General features: G+C 66.6%; 16 protein-coding genes. 11 read left to right on the top strand and 5 right to left on the bottom strand.

Annotated features, from left to right (window positions below):
* The first annotated feature begins 52 nt into the window (after positions 1 to 52).
* From AzCIB_RS13640 to galU, 3 genes are all read left to right on the top strand, one after another.
* Positions 53 to 1159: a cell division protein ZipA gene (locus AzCIB_RS13640; protein ID WP_050416399.1), complete on the top strand. Its 1107-nt coding sequence runs from the start codon at positions 53 to 55 to the stop codon at positions 1157 to 1159.
* Complete coding sequence (gene ligA / locus AzCIB_RS13635) at positions 1159 to 3177, top strand: NAD-dependent DNA ligase LigA (RefSeq protein ID WP_050416398.1); 2019 nt, start codon at positions 1159 to 1161, stop codon at positions 3175 to 3177. The genes AzCIB_RS13640 and ligA overlap by 1 nt, the downstream gene beginning before the upstream one ends.
* Positions 3178 to 3238: 61 nt before the next feature.
* Positions 3239 to 4111: a UTP--glucose-1-phosphate uridylyltransferase GalU gene (galU, locus tag AzCIB_RS13630; RefSeq protein WP_050416397.1), complete on the top strand. Its 873-nt coding sequence runs from the start codon at positions 3239 to 3241 to the stop codon at positions 4109 to 4111.
* A gap of 104 nt (positions 4112 to 4215) precedes the next feature.
* On the opposite strand, the gene typA is transcribed toward galU, so the two are convergent.
* The gene (gene typA, locus AzCIB_RS13625) at positions 4216 to 6033 is read right to left on the bottom strand and encodes a translational GTPase TypA (protein ID WP_050416396.1); all 1818 of its coding nucleotides are present in this window, start codon (positions 6031 to 6033) and stop codon (positions 4216 to 4218) included.
* A 202-nt stretch (positions 6034 to 6235) separates the two neighbouring features.
* On the opposite strand from typA, the gene AzCIB_RS13620 reads away from it, so the two are divergent.
* On the top strand, positions 6236 to 6976 hold the full coding sequence (locus tag AzCIB_RS13620; RefSeq protein ID WP_050416395.1) for an S-methyl-5'-thioinosine phosphorylase: 741 nt from the start codon (positions 6236 to 6238) through the stop codon (positions 6974 to 6976).
* Between the two features lie 23 nt (positions 6977 to 6999).
* Here the strand turns inward: AzCIB_RS13620 and AzCIB_RS13615 are convergent, their stop codons facing one another.
* Genes AzCIB_RS13615 through AzCIB_RS13605 form a run of 3 tightly spaced genes read right to left on the bottom strand, consistent with a single transcriptional unit; the run spans position 7000 to position 11427 of the window.
* A complete protein-coding gene (locus AzCIB_RS13615) occupies positions 7000 to 8349 on the bottom strand; it encodes a nicotinate phosphoribosyltransferase (protein WP_050416394.1) in 1350 nt (449 codons plus the stop codon).
* Complete coding sequence (locus tag AzCIB_RS13610; protein WP_050416393.1) at positions 8346 to 8954, bottom strand: isochorismatase family protein; 609 nt, start codon at positions 8952 to 8954, stop codon at positions 8346 to 8348. The genes AzCIB_RS13615 and AzCIB_RS13610 overlap by 4 nt, the downstream gene beginning before the upstream one ends.
* A 25-nt stretch (positions 8955 to 8979) precedes the next feature.
* Entirely contained in the window at positions 8980 to 11427 is a 2448-nt protein-coding gene (locus AzCIB_RS13605; protein ID WP_050416392.1) for a Lon protease family protein, read from the bottom strand.
* Positions 11428 to 11637: 210 nt separating this feature from the next.
* On the opposite strand from AzCIB_RS13605, the gene sufB reads away from it, so the two are divergent.
* The 7 genes from sufB to AzCIB_RS13570 are packed head-to-tail and all read left to right on the top strand — an operon-like array spanning position 11638 to position 17712.
* The gene (gene sufB / locus AzCIB_RS13600) at positions 11638 to 13086 is read left to right on the top strand and encodes a Fe-S cluster assembly protein SufB (protein ID WP_050416391.1); all 1449 of its coding nucleotides are present in this window, start codon (positions 11638 to 11640) and stop codon (positions 13084 to 13086) included.
* Positions 13087 to 13095: 9 nt separating this feature from the next.
* Positions 13096 to 13878, top strand: a complete 783-nt coding sequence (gene sufC, locus AzCIB_RS13595) for a Fe-S cluster assembly ATPase SufC (RefSeq protein WP_050416390.1) — start codon at positions 13096 to 13098, stop codon at positions 13876 to 13878.
* Complete coding sequence (gene sufD, locus AzCIB_RS13590; RefSeq protein WP_050416389.1) at positions 13875 to 15194, top strand: Fe-S cluster assembly protein SufD; 1320 nt, start codon at positions 13875 to 13877, stop codon at positions 15192 to 15194. The genes sufC and sufD overlap by 4 nt, the downstream gene beginning before the upstream one ends.
* Before the next feature lie 21 nt (positions 15195 to 15215).
* Positions 15216 to 16493: a cysteine desulfurase gene (locus AzCIB_RS13585; protein ID WP_232299440.1), complete on the top strand. Its 1278-nt coding sequence runs from the start codon at positions 15216 to 15218 to the stop codon at positions 16491 to 16493.
* Positions 16486 to 16986 (top strand): Fe-S cluster assembly sulfur transfer protein SufU, encoded by a 501-nt coding sequence (sufU, locus tag AzCIB_RS13580; RefSeq protein ID WP_050416388.1) that lies wholly within the window; start codon positions 16486 to 16488, stop codon positions 16984 to 16986. The genes AzCIB_RS13585 and sufU overlap by 8 nt, the downstream gene beginning before the upstream one ends.
* Before the next feature lie 28 nt (positions 16987 to 17014).
* The gene (locus tag AzCIB_RS13575; RefSeq protein WP_050416387.1) at positions 17015 to 17389 is read left to right on the top strand and encodes an SUF system Fe-S cluster assembly protein; all 375 of its coding nucleotides are present in this window, start codon (positions 17015 to 17017) and stop codon (positions 17387 to 17389) included.
* The gene (locus AzCIB_RS13570) at positions 17389 to 17712 is read left to right on the top strand and encodes a non-heme iron oxygenase ferredoxin subunit (protein ID WP_050416386.1); all 324 of its coding nucleotides are present in this window, start codon (positions 17389 to 17391) and stop codon (positions 17710 to 17712) included. The genes AzCIB_RS13575 and AzCIB_RS13570 overlap by 1 nt, the downstream gene beginning before the upstream one ends.
* 30 nt (positions 17713 to 17742) lie before the next feature.
* On the opposite strand, the gene AzCIB_RS13565 is transcribed toward AzCIB_RS13570, so the two are convergent.
* Entirely contained in the window at positions 17743 to 19926 is a 2184-nt protein-coding gene (locus AzCIB_RS13565) for a putative bifunctional diguanylate cyclase/phosphodiesterase (RefSeq protein WP_050416385.1), read from the bottom strand.
* Between the last annotated feature and the right edge of the window lie 24 nt (positions 19927 to 19950).

Below are 19950 nucleotides of genomic sequence, written 5' to 3'. Positions count from 1 at the left end.
AGAATTGCGAGGTTCGCTGCGCGATGCGGCGGGACCGACAACGGGAAGGAAGATGGATAACGAATTGCAGATCGGCTTGGCGGCGCTGGGGGTGGCTTCGGTCGTCGGAATCGTGGCCTACAACAAGTGGCAGGAACGCAAACACCGCCGCGAGGCGGAGCAGGCCTTCAGGTCGGACCATCGCGACGTGCTGCTGGAACCGGCGGACGGCGCAGCGGACGCCGTTGCCGGCGAGCGCCTGGAGCCCTCGATGGGTGAGGCCGACAGCGAAAACCGGCGTGCGCCTGCGGCGGTGCATGATTCAGGCGTGCGCAAGGTGACGCCGGGGGTGCCGGATGCCGTCGATCGGCGCATCGACTGCGTGATCCGCATCGAGGCGATCGAGCCGCTGGAGGCGCCACGCCTGTGGGCCGCGCAGAGCGAGCAGTTGACGGGGATTTCCAAGCCCGTGCGCTGGTTCGCCTTCGACGATGCGGCGAACCTGTGGCGCCCCCTCGACGCGCATAGCGCGGGTGCCTTCCACTGGTTCTGTGCGGCGATGCAGACGGTGGACCGTCAGGGCCCGATCAGCGAGAACGATTTCTTGCACTTCTCCGGCGGCATGCAACGTGTGGCCGACCAGTTCCTCGCGGTGCCGGCGGATTTGCCGGCGCGTGGCGAATCGCTGCGCAACGCGGCCGAGCTGGACAAGTTCTGCGCGAACGTGGACGTGCAGATCGGCATCAACGTCGTCAGCAACGGCCAGCCCTTCGTCGGCACCAAGATCCGCGCGCTGGCCGAGTCGCACGGCATGACGCTGGGCCCGGATGGCTCCTTCCATGCGCGCGACGAGGAGGGCACTACCCTCTACACGCTGAGCAACATGGAACCGGCGCTGTTCGCCGCCGAAGAGATGCGCGATCTCGCCACCAGCGGCCTGACGCTGCTGATCGACGTGCCGCGCGTGCCGAACGGCGTGTTTGCCTTCGAGCGCATGATGCGCCAGGCCATGCAGATGGCCGACGCGCTGCACGGAACGGTCGTCGACGACAACCGCGCGCCCTTCGGCGCAGAGGCGGCGGCGATGATCCGCAGCCAGATCCAGCACTTCCAGGGGCAAATGGCGAGCGGGGACGTGCCGGCGGGCGGCCCCGTGGCGCAGCGCCTGTTCTCGGCCTGATGATCGCTTCGGCCCAGGTGTTCGAGCGCGCCGCGCAGCTGCGGCGCGAGCTCGAAGCGCACAATTATGCGTATTACGTCCTCGACGCGCCGACGATTCCGGACGCGGAGTACGACCGTCTGTTCCGCGAGCTGGAGGCGCTGGAGCAAGAGTTTCCGGAGCTCGTTACACCGAATTCACCTACGCAGCGAGTAGGTAGTCCTCCACAGCCCGCATTTAACCAAGTGCCGCATAAGATTCCTATGCTGTCGCTAGCAAATGCGTTTACGGAGGAAGAAATAATTGCATTTGACCGACGTTGTAGGGAGGCACTCGATCGCTCAGTGATTGAATATGCCGTTGAGCCAAAACTTGACGGACTTGCAATTACGTTAATTTATGAAAAAGGCGAATTTGTACGAGGTGCAACCCGAGGCGATGGAAGTACTGGCGAGGATGTTACCGCTAACCTCCGTACCGTTCGATCGATACCATTTCATCTACACGTCGACCGCCCTCCGGCGAGAGCCGAAATTCGAGGCGAAGTGCTAATGCAACGAGCTGATTTCGAGCGCTTGAACCAACGTCAGTTGAACGCCGGGGAAAAAATATTTGCTAATCCGCGTAATGCATCTGCTGGTAGTTTGCGACAACTAGACTCACGGATTACCTCGAAGCGGCCGCTACGATTTTTCGCCTATGCATTGGCTGAAATTGAGGGACAGCTACATCCACCCGACCATGCAGCGACGCTTGCACTGTTAAATCGTTGGGGCTTTGTTGTAGCCCCCGCGAATGAAGTGGTTCGAGGGCCAGAGGGACTGCTGGATTATTACCGACGCATCGGCGATAAACGTGCACATCTTCCCTATGATATTGATGGCGTTGTTTACAAGGTGAATCGCCGTGAGGACCAGTTAAGTCTTGGGTTTGTCTCGCGTGCTCCGCGCTGGGCCGTCGCGCACAAGTACCCTGCGCAGGAAGAGATCACCGAGCTACTCGGCATCGAGGTACAGGTCGGGCGCACCGGCGCGCTGACGCCGGTCGCACGCCTGAAGCCGGTGTTCGTCGGCGGGGTCACGGTGACCAACGCGACCCTGCACAACGAAGAGGAAATCCTGCGCAAGGGCGTGCTGATCGGCGATCAGGTCATCGTACGGCGGGCCGGCGACGTTATACCTGAGGTCGTCGGTCCGGTCGTCGAGCGGCGCACGGGCAGTGAGCAAGCCTTCGTAATGCCGACGCGCTGCCCCGTGTGCGCGTCGCACGTCGAGAAGGCCGAGGACGAGGTGGTGGCGCGCTGCACGGGCGGGCTGTTCTGTCCCGCGCAGCGCAAGCAGGCCCTGCTGCATTTCGCCGGGCGGCGCGCGATGGACATCGAGGGGCTGGGCGACAAGCTGGTCGACCAGCTCGTCGAGGCGGGCATCGTGAAGACGCCGGCGGATCTGTACAAGCTGGGCGTGCTGGCACTGGCGAATCTGCCGCGCATGGCCGAGAAGTCGGCGGCCAACCTGCTCGCGGCAATCGAGAAGAGCCGGCACACGGCGCTGGCGCGCTTCATCTTCGCGCTCGGCATCCGCAATGTCGGCGAGGCCACGGCAAAGGATCTGGCGCGGCATTTCGGCTCGCTGGACGCGCTGATGGCTGCGACGCCGGAGCAGTTGTTGGAGGTGCGCGACGTCGGACCGGTGGTCGCACAGAGCATTGCCGGCTTCCTTGCCGAAGCGCACAACCGCGAGGTGATCGAGCAGTTGCGCGCGGCGGGGGTGACGTGGGAAGAGGGTGAGCCCGCGGCTCCGGCCACGGGCAGTGCGAGCGGCAAGGTCTTCGTGTTGACCGGCACGCTACCGGCGATGAGCCGGGACGAGGCGAAGGCCCTGATCGAGACGCATGGCGGCAAGGTCAGCGGGTCGGTATCGAAGAAGACGGATTACGTGGTTGCGGGCGCGGAAGCCGGTTCCAAGCTCGCGAAGGCGGAAGAACTCGGCGTGGCGATCCTCGACGAGGACGGACTGCGACGCCTGCTCGAACAAGGTTGAAGATATGGCACGGACCAGACGCCGGGCTGAAGCAAAAGATGAAACAAGGGAGAGTCATCCAATGAAAAAGGTCACCAAGGCGGTATTCCCGGTTGCCGGCATGGGCACGCGCTTCCTGCCGGCCACCAAGGCCAGCCCGAAGGAAATGCTGCCGATCGTCGACAAGCCGCTGATCCAGTACGCGGTCGAAGAGGCAGTCGCCGCCGGCATCACCGACATGATCTTCATCACCGGGCGCACCAAGCGCTCGATCGAGGACCATTTCGACAAGGCCTACGAGCTGGAAACGGAACTCGAAGCGCGAGGCAAGAAGGAGTTGCTGGCGCTGGTGCAGCGGACGGTGCCCAAGGGCGTGAACTGCATCTACATCCGGCAGTCCGAAGCGCTTGGTCTGGGGCACGCGGTGCTGTGCGCCGCGCCGGTTGTCGGCGACGAGCCTTTCGCGGTGATCCTCGCCGATGACCTGCTGGACAACTACGGCGCAGAGCCGATCATGCAGCAGATGGTCGGCGTGTATAACTACAACCGCTGTTCGGTACTGGGTACGATGAACGTGCCGCGCGAAGACACCCGCCAGTACGGTATTGTCAGCACCGAGAGCCAACAGGGCGACGTGCAGCGCGTGACCGGCATCGTCGAGAAGCCGAAGCCCGAGGATGCGCCGACGACGCAGGCAGTGGTCGGGCGTTACATCCTGACCCCGCATATCTTCGACCACCTGCGTTCGATCAAGCCGGGTGCTGGCGGCGAACTGCAGCTGACCGACGCGATCGCATCCTTGCTCAAGGAAGAGGCGGTGCTGTCCTACCAGTTCCAGGGCGTGCGTTACGACTGTGGCTCGAAGCTCGGCTATCTGAAGGCGACAGTCGAACTCGGCTTGCGTCATCCGGAAGTCGGCACGGACTTCGCGGCGTATCTGGCGGATCGTAAGTAATCCTGACCGCCCTGATGGGCGGTCGGAAAAGAAAAAAGGCGCTGCAGATGCAGCGCCTTTTTTTGGTCGACCCGCCGGATTGAACCCGGCGGTCGCTGTCAGCTTCAGGCGTTTTCAGCCTTGTTCGCGCGCTTGCGCTCGTTTTCGGTCAGGTAGCGCTTGCGCAGCCGGATCGACTTCGGCGTGATTTCGACCAGTTCGTCGTCGGCGATGAATTCGATCGCGGATTCGAGCGTCAGCTGGATTGCGGGGATCAGGCGCACGGCTTCGTCGGTGCCCGAGGCGCGCACGTTGGTGAGCTGCTTGCCCTTGATCGGGTTCACCACCAGGTCGTTGTCGCGCGAATGGATGCCGATGATCATGCCTTCGTACACCGGGTCGTTGTGCGTGACGAACATGCGGCCGCGGTCCTGCAGCTTCCACAGCGCGTAGGCGACGGCCTGGCCATCGTCCTGCGAGATCAGCACGCCGTTGCGGCGCTCGCCCATCGCGCCGGCCATCGGGCCGTAGTCGTCGAAGACGTGGCTCGCGAGGCCCGTGCCGCGCGTCAGCGTCAGGAATTCGCCCTGGAAGCCGATCAGGCCGCGGGCCGGGATGCGGTATTCGAGGCGGGTGCGGCCCTTGCCGTCGGACTGCATGTCCTGCAGTTCGCCGCGGCGGCGACCGAGTTCTTCCATCACGCCGCCCTGGTGCTCTTCCTCGACGTCGACGGTGAGCATTTCGTACGGTTCGCACTTCACGCCGTCAATGTCGCGGAACACCACGCGCGGACGACCGACTGCGAGCTCGAAGCCTTCGCGGCGCATGTTTTCCAGCAGGATGGTGAGGTGCAGTTCGCCGCGGCCGGAGACCAGGAACACGTCGGAGTCGTTGGTGTATTCGACGCGCAGCGCGACGTTCTTGAGCAGTTCCTTTTCGAGGCGCTCGCGGATCTGGCGGCTGGTGACGAACTTGCCTTCGCGGCCGGCCAGCGGCGACGAGTTGACCATGAAGTTCATCGTCAGCGTCGGTTCGTCGACGGCGATCGGCTTCATGCCTTCGAGGCGGTCGGGATGGCAGATCGTGACGCCGATATTGACCTGGTCGATGCCCGACACGAGGACGATGTCGCCCGCTTCGGCGTAGTCGGCCTGGCTGCGTTCGAGGCCCTTGAAGGTCAGGATCTGGCCGATCTTGGCCTTGCCGCGGTTTTCATCGCCGTACATCACGATGACTTCCTGGTTCGGACGGATGCTGCCGCGCTTGATGCGGCCGATGCCGAGCTGGCCGATGTAGGTCGAGTAGTCGAGCGAGCAGACCTGCAGTTGCAGCGGACCCTCTGCATCGACTTCGGGCTGCGGTACGTGTTTGAGGACCGCCTCGTACAGCGGCTTCATGTCGGTGCCCGGCTGGCTGGCGTCGAGCATCGCGTAGCCGTTCAGCGCGGAGGCGTAGACGACCGGGAAGTCGAGCTGTTCTTCCGTCGCGCCGAGCTTGTCGAACAGATCGAAGGTGTGGTTGATGACCCAGTCCGGACGGCTGCCCGGGCGGTCGATCTTGTTGATGACGACGATGGGCTTGAGGCCTAGTGCGAGCGCCTTGCGCGTGACGAAGCGGGTCTGCGGCATCGGGCCTTCGACCGCGTCGACCAGCAGCAGCACGCCGTCGACCATCGACAGCACGCGCTCGACTTCGCCGCCGAAGTCGGCGTGTCCCGGGGTGTCGATGATGTTGATGTGGGTGTCGCCGTACTGGACCGCACAGTTCTTGGCGAGAATCGTGATGCCGCGCTCCTTCTCCAGGTCGTTGGAGTCCATCACGCGTTCGGAGACCTGCTGGTTCTCGCGGAAGGTGCCGGATTGGCGCAGGAGCTGGTCGACGAGCGTGGTCTTGCCGTGGTCGACGTGGGCGATGATGGCGATGTTGCGGATGGAGCGGGACATGTGGGGCCGGAAGTCTTTGAAAAGTTTTTAATTTTAGCACGCGGTGCGGCGTCGCAGCATGGATCGTCGTGCGATTGGAGGCTGCGTTGCCGGCGGGGCAGATGTCGTGGGGGTAGCGGGCGGGCAACCGTCGCCATGCTGTCGAGGGGGGCTGTGCGGCTGCGTGCTAGAATCGGCGCCGTTTTTCAAGGAGACAGGCTTCATGCTCGCGATTATCGGCGGGACCGGACTCACCCAGCTTTCGACGCTCGAAATCACCCGGCGCGAGGTTGCGCGCACGCCTTACGGCGAACCGTCGGGCGCGCTCACCTTCGGCAAGCTGGCGGAGAAGCCGGTGGTGTTCCTGGCGCGCCACGGCTACGGCCACACGATTCCGCCGCACCAGGTGAATTACCGCGCCAACATCTGGGCGCTGAAGCATGCGAAGGTGTCGGCGATCGTGTCGGTCGCGTCGGTGGGCGGCATCCCTGCGGAATTCGGGCCGGGGGCGATGGTGGTGCCGAACCAGATCATCGACTACACGTGGGGCCGCAAGAGCACCTTTTTCGAGGGCGGCGAGTCGGCGGTGCATCACATCGATTTCACCCACCCCTACGACGAGCCGCTGCGTCAGCGCATCCTCGCGGCCGCGGCTGCGGTGGGCGAAGCGATGTACGACGGCGGCGTGTATGCCGCGACGCAGGGGCCGCGTCTCGAGACGGCGGCCGAGATCAATCGCCTGGAGCGCGACGGTGCCGATCTGGTCGGCATGACGGGCATGCCCGAGGCGGCGCTGGCGCGCGAGCTGAACCTGCCTTACGCGGCGATCAACGTGGTGGCGAACTTCGCTGCCGGTCGCGGCGCGAGCGAGACCGGGATCCAGTTCAGCAGCATCGAGGTGGTGCTGCAGGAGGCGATGATGCGGGTGCGCCGCGTCCTCGAGGAGGTCTGTCGCACTTCCTGAGCGTCAGGGGCGGCCGGCCGTCGTTACCGGCGGAACGCCGTTTGCCGCCGGTCGACGGTTTCCGCGAGCTCGCGCAGCGCATTGGAAACGGTGACCGGCGGTGCTTCGGCGGGGGCGACCTGTCGCAGGCGGGGCGGCAGCGTCGCAAGGTTCGCGGCGGCATGGGCGCGCACCGCGGCGAGCGGTGGTGATGCGGCGAGGCGTTTGCCGGCGCGCATCACCGGGACGAGCAGGGATTCTCCGTCCGCGGGATCGTCCGTGGTCGTGAGCAGGTCGCCTGCGAGGTGGCCGTCGGCGTCGCGGTGCCGGTATACCTGCTTGCGGCCGGGCCACGTCCCCTTGCCTTCCGAGCGTTTGCGGCGCGGCTGACCGTCGTATTCCTGTAGCTTGTAGGCGCAATCCAGCCAGGGCTGGTCCGCGGAGGTGTTCATGCGCGTGCCGACGCCGAAGCCGTCGATCGGCGCACCCGAGGCGACCAGATCGCGCATGGCGTATTCGTCGAGATTTCCGCTGACGAAGATGCGCACCCGGGGCAGGCCTTCGCCGTCGAGGATCGTGCGCACGCGGCGGGCGTGTTCGGCGAGGTCGCCGCTGTCGATGCGCACGGCCTGGATCGTGATGCCGTCGGGCGCGAGGCGGGCGGCGAGGTCCGCGAGCTTGCGCGCGGCGGATTCGGTGTCGTAGGTGTCGATGAGCATCGTGTTGGCCGCGGGTTGCGAGCGGGCGAAGTGCTCGAAGGCGGCGACTTCGTCGTCGTGGGCCTGGATGAAGGAGTGGGCCATCGTGCCGTAGAGCGGGATGCCCCATTGCATGCCGGCCGCGACCGTCGCGGTGCCGTCGAAGCCGGCGAGATGGCTTGCGCGCGCCGAGAGCAGCCCCGCCTCGGCGCCGTGTGCGCGGCGCAGGCCGAAATCGACCAGCAGGCGGCCTGGCGCGGCGAGGGTGCAGCGCGCGGCCTTGGAGGCGACCATGGTCTGGAACTGCAGCAGGTTGATGATGCGGGTCTCGACGAACTGGGCCTGCGGCAGCGGGGCGGTGACGCGCAGGATGGGTTCGTCGGCGAAGAACACCGTGCCTTCGGGCATCGCGTCGACGTCGCCGGTGAAGCGCAGCGTCGCGAGCCAGTCGACGAAGCGGCGGTGGAAACGCCCGCAATCCGCGAGCCATGCGAGCTCCTCGTCGCTGAAGCGCAGGGTCTCGAGGTAGTCGAGGACCTGTTCGAGGCCGGCGGCGAGCAGGAAGTTGCGGCTCTCGGGTAGCCGCCGCACGAAAAACTCGAACGATGCCGTCTTCGTCATGCCGCCGTCGAAATAGGCCTGCAGCATCGTGAGCTGGTAGAGGTCGGTGAGCAGTGCGGGGGCGGACGGGGTCATGCGGGATCCCCGATGTCGGCGGACGCGATCGCACGTGCGCCGAGGCGTGTCATGTCGTCGATGGCGCGCTGGCCGTCGCCGGGCGTGACGTCCACGGCGCGGATCGCGTCGGTGAGCAGGACCACGTCGTAGCCGTGGGCGAGGCCGTCGCGCACGGTGTTCAGGACGCAATAGTCGGTCGCGAGGCCGCCGACCAGCAGGCGGCGCACGCCCGCAGCCCTCAGCCGGTCGTGCAGATCGGTTCCGCCGAAACCCGAGTAGGCGTCGAGGTCGGCAGTGACGGCCTTGGAGACGATGGTGGTGGATGCGGGCAGGGCGAGGGTCGGCGCGAAGGCCGCGCCGGGCGTGCCCGCGATGCAGTGCGGGGGCCACGGACCGCCGCGGTCACTAAAGGAGCAGTGCTCTGGCGGGTGCCAGTCGCGCGTGGCGACGACGGGCAGGCGGAACGTCGTGCAGCGTGCGATCAGGGCGTTCAGGGGCGCGACGACTTGATCGCCCTGCGGCACGGCGAGGCTGCCCCCCGGGAGGAAGTCGTTCTGCACGTCGACGATGACCAGTGCATCGCCGGGCTGCAGGGTGATCGGTGCGGCGGCGGAGCTTTGCATCGGGCACCTCCGGTGTTCTACGTCTTCACTTTAGACCCCCGTTCGGCTCCTGCGTCCGCGTGCTCTTGCCGTTGTCCTTCGCGTTGCGCTTGCCGACGGCGAATTCCTTGCGCAGGGCGATGAGTTCGTTGATGCGGGCTTCGATGCGGTGGTTCACGCTGCCTTTGGGGTAGGCGCCCTTTGCATCGGGTTCGCCCGCCGCGACGCCGGTGAGGAGCGTGACCGCCTCGTCGACGGTGGTCACGGGATGGATGTGGAAGCGTCCTTCAGCGGCCGCCTGCACGACGTCGTCGCGCAGCATCAGGTGCTTGACGTTGGAGGAGGGGATCAGGACGCCTTGGTCGCCGGTGAGGCCGCGCGCCTTGCAGATGTCGAAGAAGCCCTCGATCTTTTCGTTCACGCCGCCGATCGCTTGGACCTTGCCGTGCTGGTTGATCGAGCCGGTGATCGCGAGCGACTGGCGAATCGGCACGCCCGACAATGCGGACAGCAGCGCGCACAGTTCGGCGAGCGAGGCGCTGTCGCCTTCGACAGGACCGTAGGACTGTTCGAATACGAGGCTCGCCGACAGCGGCAGGGGCCGGTTCTGCGCGTAGCGCGACGCGAGACAGGCCGACAGGATCATCACGCCCTTGGTGTGGATGGAGCGGCCGAGTTCGGCCTTGCGTTCGATGTCGACGACGTCGCCGTCGCCGAGGCGGGCGGTGGCGGTGATGCGCGTGGGTCGGCCGAACATGAAGTCGCCGAGGTCGATGACCGCAAGACCGTTGATCTGGCCCACTTCGGCGCCGGTGGTCGAGATCAGCAGGGTGTCGCGCAGGACGGCATCGTGCACGGCGTCGCGCAGACGGTCGGCGCGCTCAATGCGGGCGGCCAGGGCGGACTCGATGTCGCGGCGTTGCATGGCGGGGTGCCCAGCGGCGCGTGCGACGTGATCGGCTTCGCGCAGCAGGTCGGCGAGCTCGCGCGTGTGCGTCGAGAGCTTGCCGGCGTCTTCGGCGAGGCGCGAGGCGTATTCGACGAGGCGGCCGGCAGCGTCGCGGTCGAGCGGCAGCAGGCCCTGCTGGCGGGCGAGTGCCGCGGCCTTGCGCAGGTAGTGGCGCGTGTTGTCGGGATTGCGCTCGACGACGTCCTCGAAGTCGGCGCCGATCTTGAAGAGTTCATCGAATTCGGTATCGAGGGCCTTCAGCAGGTAGTAGTGGCGGCGCAGGCCGACGAGGACCACCTTCACGGAGAGCGGAATCGGATCGGGCTCCAGCGGCAGGGAGCCGACCCAGCCGAAGACCTGGGCGAGCGACTCGATGCGCACTTGTCCGGACTTCAGCGAGCGCTTGAGGCCTTCCCACGCATATGCCTGGGTCAGCACTTTTTCGGCGTCGAGGATCAGGTAGCCGCCGTTGGCGCGATGCAGGGCGCCGGCGCGGATCAGCGTGAAATTGGTGACCAGGGTGCCCATGTGGGCGATCTGGTCGACGCGGCCGACGAGGTTGGGGAAGGTCGGGTGGTCCTCGAACACGATAGGCGCACTCTTGCGCCCATCCTGGTCGACCAGCAGGTTGACCTGGTAGCGCTGCGCCGAGATGCCACCCTCGCTCGGACCGGACGAATCGCTCTTGCTCGCCTGTTCGCGCAGCTCCTGGCCCACTTCGACGACGTCGCGCAGGACCTTGTCGAGGAAGGTCTGGATCGCGGGCATGTCGGCGTGGCGCTCCTTCAGATCCTCGATGAGGTGGCCGACCGCGAGCTCCAGCGTCTCGCGGCTGGCTTCGCGCATGCGCCCCTGCATCTCGCGGCGCTGGCGCGGGAACTGTTGCAGCAGCTTGTGCAGCTTCTCGCGCAGGCCTTCGATGAGCTTGCCGATGCGCTCGCGCTCGTCCTCGGGCAGCGCGCTGAAGGCCTCGGGGTCGAGGCTCTCTTCGCCCTTCATGGGCACGAAGGCGAAACCCTGGGGGGTGCGCAGGAAGGCGATGCTCTTGTCGCTCGCCTCGTCGCCCAGCGCGCGCAGGGCGCTTTCCTCGCGTTGCTTGAATTCGTCCTGGATCGATTCGACGCGTGCGCGGTATTCGTCGCTGTCGAAGCCGGCGGCGATGGCCTGGCCGAGCTCGGAGACGAATTGCTGCATGTCGTCGCGGAACTGGGCGCCGCGGCCGGGCGGCAGCTGCAGCGCGTGCGGATAGTTCGGTTCGGCGAAGTTGTTGATGTAGATCCAGTCGCCGGGCGAAGGCCGGGTGGCCGCGTGGGTTTCCAGCAGGCGCCGCACGGCGGCGTGGCGACCGCCGCCCGGTTCGCCGAGGACGAAGAGGTTGTAGCCGGGGGCGTCGATCTCCAGTGCCACACGTACGGCCTCGACGGCGCGTCCCTGGCCGAAGATCTCGTCGGGTGCGGGCAGGGTTTCGGTGGTCTTGAAGTCGAGCAGCTCGGGGTCGCAGCGGGTGCACAACTGCTGCGGCTCGAGCGGAGGGATGACGGGCATCGCTGTTGTTCTCCTGCATCCAGATATTCGTTCCGGATTCCCGGTGCTTCTCGTGAGATTAGACTGGATGCAGCGGCTCTTTGCGAGACATTTGTTCTCATCGGTGCGCGTGTCATGCCGGCTGCGTCGCCGCGGCGAGGAACGAAACGGCGGTGGCCGGGTCGTAAAAGAGCGGAACGGGAATGCGCTCCGAACGTGGAGGATCGCAGGATGGGCAAGCGCTCCGTGCAACTCGACGACCTGATCAGCCAGGAATACCGTCACGGCTTCTACACGCCGCTGGACGTCGATGACGTGCCGCGCGGCCTGTCCGAGGACGTGATCCGCGTGATCTCGGCGAAGAAGCAGGAGCCGGCCTTCATGCTCGAGTGGCGGCTGAAGGCGTTCCGCCACTGGCTGACGATGACCGAGCCGCACTGGGCGACGGTGCATCATCCGCCGATCGACTATCAGGACATCGTCTATTACTCGGCGCCGCGCGGCAAAGCGGACGGGCCACAAAGCCTCGCCGACGTCGATCCCGAACTGCTGCGCACCTACGAGAAGCTCGGCGTGCCGCTACAGGAGCGCGAGCTCCTCGCCGGGGTTGCGGTGGATGCGGTGTTCGACAGCGTGTCGGTGGCGACGACCTTCAAGGAGAAGCTGGGCGAACTGGGCATCGTGTTCTGCTCCTTTTCCGAGGCCGTGCACAACCATCCGGCGCTGGTGCAGGAATATCTCGGCTCGGTCGTGCCCTATACCGACAACTTCTTTGCGACGCTGAATTCGGCGGTGTTCTCGGACGGATCGTTCTGCTACATCCCGCCGGGCGTGCGCTGCCCGATGGAGTTGTCGACCTATTTCCGCATCAACGCGCGCAACACCGGGCAGTTCGAACGCACGCTGATCATCGCCGACCGTGGCGCCTACGTGAGCTACCTCGAAGGCTGCACCGCGCCGATGCGCGACGAGAACCAGCTGCATGCCGCGGTCGTCGAGCTGATCGCGCTCGAAGGGGCGCAGATCAAGTATTCGACGGTGCAGAACTGGTATCCGGGCGACAAGGACGGCAAGGGCGGTATCTACAACTTCGTGACCAAGCGCGGCGATTGCCGCGAGGCGAATTCGAAGATCTCGTGGACCCAGGTGGAGACCGGCTCGGCGATCACGTGGAAGTATCCGAGCGTGATCCTGCGCGGCGACAACTCGGTGGGCGAGTTCCATTCGGTGGCGCTGACGAACCACTGGCAGCAGGCCGACACCGGCACGAAGATGATCCACTTGGGGCGCAACACGAAGAGCACGATCCTGTCGAAGGGCATCTCGGCGGGGCACGGCAGCAATGCTTACCGTGGGCTGGTCAAGGTCGCCAAGGGTGCCGTCGGCGCGCGCAACTACACGCAGTGCGACTCGCTGCTGCTGGGCGACCGCTGCGCGGCGCATACCTTCCCCTACATCGAGGTGAAGAATCCGACGGCGCGGGTCGAACACGAGGCGTCCACCTCGCGCATCGGCGAGGACCAGTTGTTCTACTGCCAGAGCCGCGGGATTTCCGCCGAGGATGCGGTGTCGCTGATCGTGTCCGGCTTCTGCAAGGAAGTGTTCAGGCAGCTGCCGATGGAGTTCGCGGTGGAGGCGCAGAAGCTGCTGGGCGTGAGCCTGGAGGGGAGCGTCGGATAAGGGGGCGCCATGCTGCAAATCCGCAATCTGCACGTTACGGTCGACGACAAGCCGATCCTGCGCGGACTGGATCTCGAGGTGCGGGCGGGCGAGGTGCACGCCATCATGGGGCCGAACGGCTCGGGCAAGAGCACGCTCGCGCACGTGCTGGCGGGGCGCGAAGGCTACGTCGTGACGCAGGGCGAGATCCGCTACATGGGGCGCGATCTGCTGGCGCTGGCGCCGGAGGATCGGGCGCGCGAAGGCATCTTCCTCGCGTTCCAGTATCCGGTCGAAATTCCGGGGGTTGCGAACATCTACCTGCTGAAGGCAGCACTGAACGCGATGCGCCGGCATCGTGGCGAGACGGAACTCGACGCGGTGGACTTCCTCGCGCTGGTGAAGGGGAAGCTCAAGTTCATGGATATGGATGAGGCGCTGCTCTACCGGGCGGTGAACGAGGGCTTCTCGGGCGGCGAGAAGAAGCGCAACGAGATCCTGCAGATGGCCGTGCTGGAGCCGCGGCTGGCGATCCTCGACGAGACCGATTCCGGCCTCGACATCGATGCGCTGAAGGTCGTGGCGAACGGGGTCAATGCGATGCGCAGCCCGGAGCGCGCGATGATCCTCGTGACGCACTACCAGCGCCTGCTCGATTACGTCCGGCCCGATCGCGTGCATGTGCTCGCGCTGGGACGGATCGCGCTGTCCGGCGGGCCGGATCTGGCGCAGGAACTGGAGCGGCGCGGTTATGGCTGGGTGGAGGCGGAAGCGCAGAAGCGGCACGCCGCGTCGGCGGAGGGGCCGGGATGAGAATCGGTCCGGAAGAACCCTGCGTGCCGGGATTCCTATCGGCGTATCCGTCGCTGGCGGCGCAGCTTCCGGGGGCGGCGTTGCCGTGGCTGAAGCGTAGCCGCGACGAGGCGTTCGAACGGTTTGCCGCGCTGGGCCTGCCGACGACGCGCGACGAGGACTGGAAATACACCAGCGTCGCGGCCATCGCGCGGCGGGTATTCCGCGTGGATGCAGCGATCGAAGTGTCGGACGAGGTGCGCGCGGTGGTGCTTCGTCACGCGATCGAGGGCACGCACCGGATGGTGTTCGTCGATGGACATTTCGTGCCGGGGCTGTCGTTGCCGGCAACGTTGCCTGAGGGTGCGAGGGTCGGCAGTCTGGCGCAGGCGGTCGAGGCGTGGGCGGATGACGTGGAGCCCCTGTTTGCTGCTGCCGGTGACGCGGCGGACGGGTTTGCGGCCTTGAATGCCGCGCTGTGGAGCGACGGTGCGTGGATCGACCTTGCCGCGGGCGTTGCGATCGAAGCGCCGGTGCATCTGCTTTTCGTCACGACGCGCAGCGACAGCGCGAGCTTTCCGCGCAACCTGATCCGCGCCGGCGCGGGCGCGAGTGCGACGGTGATCGAGCATCATGTCGGGCCGGACGGTGCGGGTTATCTGAGCGACACGGTGACGCGTATCGTCCTCGGCCGCGGCGCGCGCATTGCGCATACGAAACTGCAGCAGGAGGGCAGAAAGGCATTTCATGTCGCGAACGTCGCCGCCGAGCAGGGGCGGGACAGCGCCTTCGTGTCGCACGCGCTTGCTTTCGGCGGGCAGCTTTCGCGCGCCGCGATCGCGACCCGGTTCGGCGCCGAAGGCTGCGACGCGAAACTCGCGGGCCTGTACGTCGGGAGCGGGCGCCAGCACATCGACCACCACACCTGCATCGACCACGCCGCGCCGCGCGGCACCAGCCGCGAGCTGTACAAGGGCGTGCTCGACGAGGCGGCGCGGGCGGTGTTCAACGGCCGCGTGATCGTGCGGCCGGATGCGCAGCGCACCGACGCGCTGCAGTCGAACCGCAACCTGCTGCTCTCCGAGGACGCCGAAGTCGACACCAAGCCGCAGCTCGAGATCTGGGCCGACGACGTGAAGTGCGCGCACGGCGCCACCGTCGGGCAGCTCGACGCGGACCAGCTGCACTACCTGCGTGCGCGCGGAATCGCGGAAGGCGATGCGCGGGCGCTGCTGATCCGCGCCTTCGCGGTGGATGCGCTCGCGGGCATCGAACACGGCCCGTTGCGGGCGCGGCTCGAATCGCTGCTGCCGGGCGCGCTGCCCGAGGCGGCTTGAGGCGATGGGAGGAGGTCGATGATGCGCGACGACCCCAAGGAACGTGCGGCGCTGGGCAGGGCGGCGGGTACGGGCGCTGCGAGCGACATCCTGCGTCGGCGGGCGGACTTCCCGATCCTCGCGCGCACGGTGAATGACCGGCCGCTGGTGTATCTGGACAATGGCGCGACGAGCCAGAAGCCACAGTGCGTGATCGATGCCGAGGCGCATTACTACGAGCACCTCAATGCGAACGTGCACCGCGGCGTGCATCGCCTGAGCCAGGAGGCGACCGATGCCTACGAAGCCGCGCGCGACACGGCGCAGGCGTTCATCAACGCCGCGCAGCGCGAGGAGATCGTGTTCGTGCGCGGCACCACCGAGGCGATCAATCTTGTCGCCAACAGCTTCGGCGCCCGTTTCCGCGCCGGCGACGAGATCCTGATCACCGGCATGGAGCACCACTCCAACATCGTGCCGTGGCAGCTCGCGTGCGAGCGCAGCGGGGCCGTGCTGAAGGTGGTGCCGGTCGCCGACGACGGCGAGCTCGACGTGGCGGCCTTCGCGGCGCTGCTGTCGCCGCGCACGCGCATCATCGGGCTGACGCACGTGTCGAACGCGCTGGGCACGATCAACCCGGTGCGCGAGCTGACCGCGCTGGCGCATGCGCGCGGCGTGCCGGTGTTGCTCGACGGCGCGCAGGCGGTGCCGCATCTGGCGATCGACGTGCAGGCGCTCGATTGCGACTTCTACGCTTTTTCGGGGCACAAGCTGTACGGGCCCACCGGCACCGGCGTGCTGTACGGGCGGCGCGCGCTGCTGGAGGCGATGCCGCCGTGGCAGGGCGGCGGCGACATGATCCGGCAGGTGAGTTTTGCGCGCACGACCTATAACGACCTGCCGTACAAGTTCGAGGCCGGCACCCCGAACATCGCCGGTGCGATCGCGCTCGGCGAGGCGATGCGCTATGTGCGCGATGTCGGCTTCGACGCGATCGCGGCGCACGAAGGCGCGCTGCTGCGCGATGCGACCGAGCGCGCGCGGGCCTTCCCCGGCCTGCGCCTCATCGGCACGGCGCGTGAGAAGGCCGCGATCCTGTCCTTCGTGCTCGCGGACGTGCATGCGCACGACGTCGGCTCCATCCTCGACCACGAGGGGGTGGCCGTGCGCACCGGGCACCACTGCGCGATGCCGCTGATGGAGCGTTTCGGCGTTGCCGCGACCGTGCGCGCGTCGTTCGCGCTGTACAACACGCACGCCGACGTCGCGGCGCTGTTCGCCGCGCTGGAGAAGGTGCGGGAGGTGTTCGGCGATGCCTGAGCTGCGCGACCTGTACCAGGAACTCATCCTCGACCACGGCCGGCGGCCGCGCAATTTTGGCGCGCTCGCGGATGCGAATCACACCGCCGAGGGTTTCAACCCGCTGTGCGGCGACCGCATCACGCTGTTCGTGAAGACGCGCGACGGGGTGATCGAGGACGTGCGCTTCGAGGGCACCGGCTGCGCGATCTCGACCGCGTCGGCGTCGCTGATGAGCGAGGCCTTGAAGGGCAGGACCGAGGCCGAGGCGCAGGCCTTGTTCGACGGTTTCCATGCGCTGGTCACTGGCCACGGTACGGTGGAGGACCCGCCGCTCGGCAAGCTTGAGGTGCTGGCCGGCGTCGCGGAATTCCCCGCGCGCGTGAAGTGCGCGACGCTCGCGTGGCACACGCTGCTCGCGGCGCTGCGCGACCAGTCCGCACCGGTGAGCACCGAGCAGGACGAACAGGGGGGAGCGGTGCCCGACAGCACGGGACGGGCGGCAGATGGATAAGCGGGAAAGGAAGGGGAAGAGAGGTGACATGAGCATCTTCGATTGGCTGCACCGCGCCGAGAAGCTGAAGGCCGAGGAAGGGCCGGCGCCGCCGGCGAGCGGACTGCGGGCAGACGTCATCGCGGCGCTGCGCACCGTGTACGACCCGGAAATTCCGGTGAACATCTACGACCTGGGGCTGATCTACGGACTCGATGTCGATGAGGAGTCCGGCAAGGTCGCCGTGCGCATGACCCTCACGGCACCCGGCTGCCCGGTCGCGGAGACGTTTCCGGGTACCGTGCAGTGTGCGGTCGAGGAGGTCTCTGGCGTCAGCGAGGCGAGCGTCGAGTTGGTGTGGGATCCGCCGTGGTCGGCCGCGCAGATGAGCGAAGCGGCGCGACTCGAACTGGGGCTGCTGTGATGGCGGACTGGGTCGATGTCGCGAAGGTCGACGATTTCACCGACGGGACGGTGCGCGTCGTGGTGCTGGAGGACGGCCGCGAGGTGGCGGTGTTCAATGTGGGCGGACGCTATTACGCGATCGAGGACCGCTGCAGCCACGAGGAAGAGGCCTTGTCGTGGGGCGTCGTCGAGGGCGACGAGGTGATCTGTCCGCGCCACGGCGCGCGCTTCTCCCTGGTCACCGGCGCCGCACTGACGCCGCCCGCCTGCGAGCCCGTTGTGACGTTTGCGGTGCGTGTGGAGGCCGGCGTCGTGCAGGTTGCCGCGGCGTCCGCGCGCTGAGGTGGACGGCACGGCCTTGGGCGCTGCCCTTCAGCTGGTTTCCAGCGCATGGTGCGCCGCGATGTAGCGCATCACGTCGTCGGCCGGCACCGGCCGGCTGAAGCGGAAGCCCTGCATCACATCGCAGCCGTGCAGCCGCAGTGCGTCGATCTGGTTTTCCGTCTCCACGCCTTCGGCCAGCACGCTGAGCCCGAAGCCGCGGGCGATGCCGACGATCGCGCTGATCACCGGCGACTGGCTGCCGGTGGTCTCGAGGTCGCGGACGAAGGATTGGTCGATCTTGATGGTATTGACGGGGAAGCGGCGCAGGTAATTCAGCGACGAGAAGCGCGTGCCGAAGTCGTCTATCGAGATGCGCAGGCCATGCGTGCGCAACTCCTGCACCTTCGCAATGACGGTTTCGGCGTCATCCATCAGCATGTTTTCGGTGATCTCGATCTCGATGCTTTCGGGCGGCAGCTGGTGAGTGCGGATCGGCTGCAGGATGCGCTCGACGATGTCGGCGCGGGTAAATTCGAGCGGCGAGATGTTCACGGCGACCTTCAGGTCGGTGACGCCGCGCTTGATCCAGATCGCCTGCTGGCGGCAGGCCTCGTTGAGGACCCAGTCGCTGATCGCGAAGATCAGGCCGCCTTCCTCGGCGAGCGGGATGAAAGTGTTGGGCCCGAGCATGCCGCGCTCGGGATGTTCCCAGCGCACCAAGGCCTCGACGCCGGTGACGCGGCCGCGGCGGATGTCGACCTGCGGCTGGTAGTGCAGTGTGAGCTGGCCGGTTTCGATCGCGATGCGCAGCTCGTTGTCGAGATCCACGCGTTCGCTGTGGTTGCGGCTCATCTCCTCCGTGTAGCGCAGGAATCCGTTCTTGCCCTGGACCTTGACCTGGCACATCGCGATGTCCGCGTCACGCAGCAGGTGGTCCGGCGTTTCGGCGTCGTCGGGGAACACCGCGATGCCGATGCTCGCCGTGCAGCGGAAGTCGCGACCGCCCACGATGAATGGCGTCTTCAGCGCCGTAGTGATCTTTTCCGCGATCGTGCGAACGGCCTCCGCGTCGGCGATGTCCGGCAGCAGGATCGTGAACTCGTCGCCGCTCTGGCGCGACATCGTGTCCCCGGCGCGCAGGCATTCGCGCACGCGACGGGCGAAGCCCTTGAGCAGTTCGTCGCCCTCGAGCTGGCCGTGGGTGTCGTTCACGAGCTTGAAGCGGTCGAGGTCGATGTACATCAGCCCGACCACTTCGCCGCGGCGGCGTGCCTGGCTGATCGCGAGGTTGAGGCGGTCGCGGAACAGCACGCGGTTGGGCAGGCCGGTGAGGAGGTCGTGGTAGGTCTGGTAGCTGATCGTCTCTTCGGCGTGCTTGCGCTCGGTGATGTCGCGCAGGACACCGGCGGTGCCGACGAAGCGCTTCGCATCGCCCTCGTCGATTTCCTGCTGGTAGATGCCCTGCGAGCTCAGCATCGCGACGATGGTGCGGTTTTCGAAACTGCGCACGTCGAGGTTGCGGCAGCGCAGCCGGATTTCCTGGTTGGTCGTTGCGCGCAGGCCGACCCGGCGTTCGGCGAAGGCGCTGCGCGCCTGCTCCAGGTCCATCGGGTGCACGATCAGCGAGTAATGCTTGCCGATGAGTTCGCCGCGGTTGTAGCCGAGCAGGGATTCGATGCGGCGGTTGAGGAAGACAAAGCGGCCTTCCGGGTCGAGCGTGTAGATGATGTCGGGCGAGTATTCGACGAGGAAGCGGTGCAGGCGCTCGGACTCTTCGAGGCGCGCGGTCATGCGCGCGTTCTCGCGTTCGAGGCGGCGTCGGCTGATGGCCTTGTCGACGGTCCGGATCAGCTCTTCCGGGTCGGCGTGCTTGCGGATGAACTCGCACGCGCCGCGCCGCAGCGCCAGGATCGCGGAGTCGATCGCGTCGTCGCCGCTGAAGACCACCACGGCGGTGTCGATGCCGGCCTCGCCCATCCACGCCATGATCTCGGTGCCATGCATGTCGGGCAGGTGCAGGTCCAGCACCATGACGTCGATCTCGGTGTTGCCGAGGCGTGCGATCGCGTCGGCGCCGTTGGCGCAGGTAAGGATCTCGCGCCCTTCCGCAGCGAGCAGGGCGCCGTAGGCCTCACGTATGCGCGGTTCGTCGTCGACGATCAGCACCCGCGCTACGGTCTGCGCGGCGGGTCCGGCCTTGCCTGCCAAGAACAGGCTCTTGCCAATCTCCATGGAAGTTCTCCGGAGCGAGTGTCA

This window comes from Azoarcus sp. CIB (assembly GCF_001190925.1).
GTDB lineage: Bacteria > Pseudomonadota > Gammaproteobacteria > Burkholderiales > Rhodocyclaceae > Aromatoleum.
This window is presented reverse-complemented; position numbering and strand designations above follow the sequence as displayed.

Coding starts and splice junctions, on each gene's coding strand:
- AzCIB_RS13640 (WP_050416399.1), top strand. CDS start 53: ATGGATAACGAATTGCAGATCGGCTTGGCGGCGCTGGGGGTGGCTTCG.
- ligA (WP_050416398.1), top strand. CDS start 1,159: ATGATCGCTTCGGCCCAGGTGTTCGAGCGCGCCGCGCAGCTGCGGCGC.
- galU (WP_050416397.1), top strand. CDS start 3,239: ATGAAAAAGGTCACCAAGGCGGTATTCCCGGTTGCCGGCATGGGCACG.
- typA (WP_050416396.1), bottom strand. CDS start 6,033: ATGTCCCGCTCCATCCGCAACATCGCCATCATCGCCCACGTCGACCAC.
- AzCIB_RS13620 (WP_050416395.1), top strand. CDS start 6,236: ATGCTCGCGATTATCGGCGGGACCGGACTCACCCAGCTTTCGACGCTC.
- AzCIB_RS13615 (WP_050416394.1), bottom strand. CDS start 8,349: ATGACCCCGTCCGCCCCCGCACTGCTCACCGACCTCTACCAGCTCACG.
- AzCIB_RS13610 (WP_050416393.1), bottom strand. CDS start 8,954: ATGCAAAGCTCCGCCGCCGCACCGATCACCCTGCAGCCCGGCGATGCA.
- AzCIB_RS13605 (WP_050416392.1), bottom strand. CDS start 11,427: ATGCCCGTCATCCCTCCGCTCGAGCCGCAGCAGTTGTGCACCCGCTGC.
- sufB (WP_050416391.1), top strand. CDS start 11,638: ATGGGCAAGCGCTCCGTGCAACTCGACGACCTGATCAGCCAGGAATAC.
- sufC (WP_050416390.1), top strand. CDS start 13,096: ATGCTGCAAATCCGCAATCTGCACGTTACGGTCGACGACAAGCCGATC.
- sufD (WP_050416389.1), top strand. CDS start 13,875: ATGAGAATCGGTCCGGAAGAACCCTGCGTGCCGGGATTCCTATCGGCG.
- AzCIB_RS13585 (WP_232299440.1), top strand. CDS start 15,216: ATGCGCGACGACCCCAAGGAACGTGCGGCGCTGGGCAGGGCGGCGGGT.
- sufU (WP_050416388.1), top strand. CDS start 16,486: ATGCCTGAGCTGCGCGACCTGTACCAGGAACTCATCCTCGACCACGGC.
- AzCIB_RS13575 (WP_050416387.1), top strand. CDS start 17,015: ATGAGCATCTTCGATTGGCTGCACCGCGCCGAGAAGCTGAAGGCCGAG.
- AzCIB_RS13570 (WP_050416386.1), top strand. CDS start 17,389: ATGGCGGACTGGGTCGATGTCGCGAAGGTCGACGATTTCACCGACGGG.
- AzCIB_RS13565 (WP_050416385.1), bottom strand. CDS start 19,926: ATGGAGATTGGCAAGAGCCTGTTCTTGGCAGGCAAGGCCGGACCCGCC.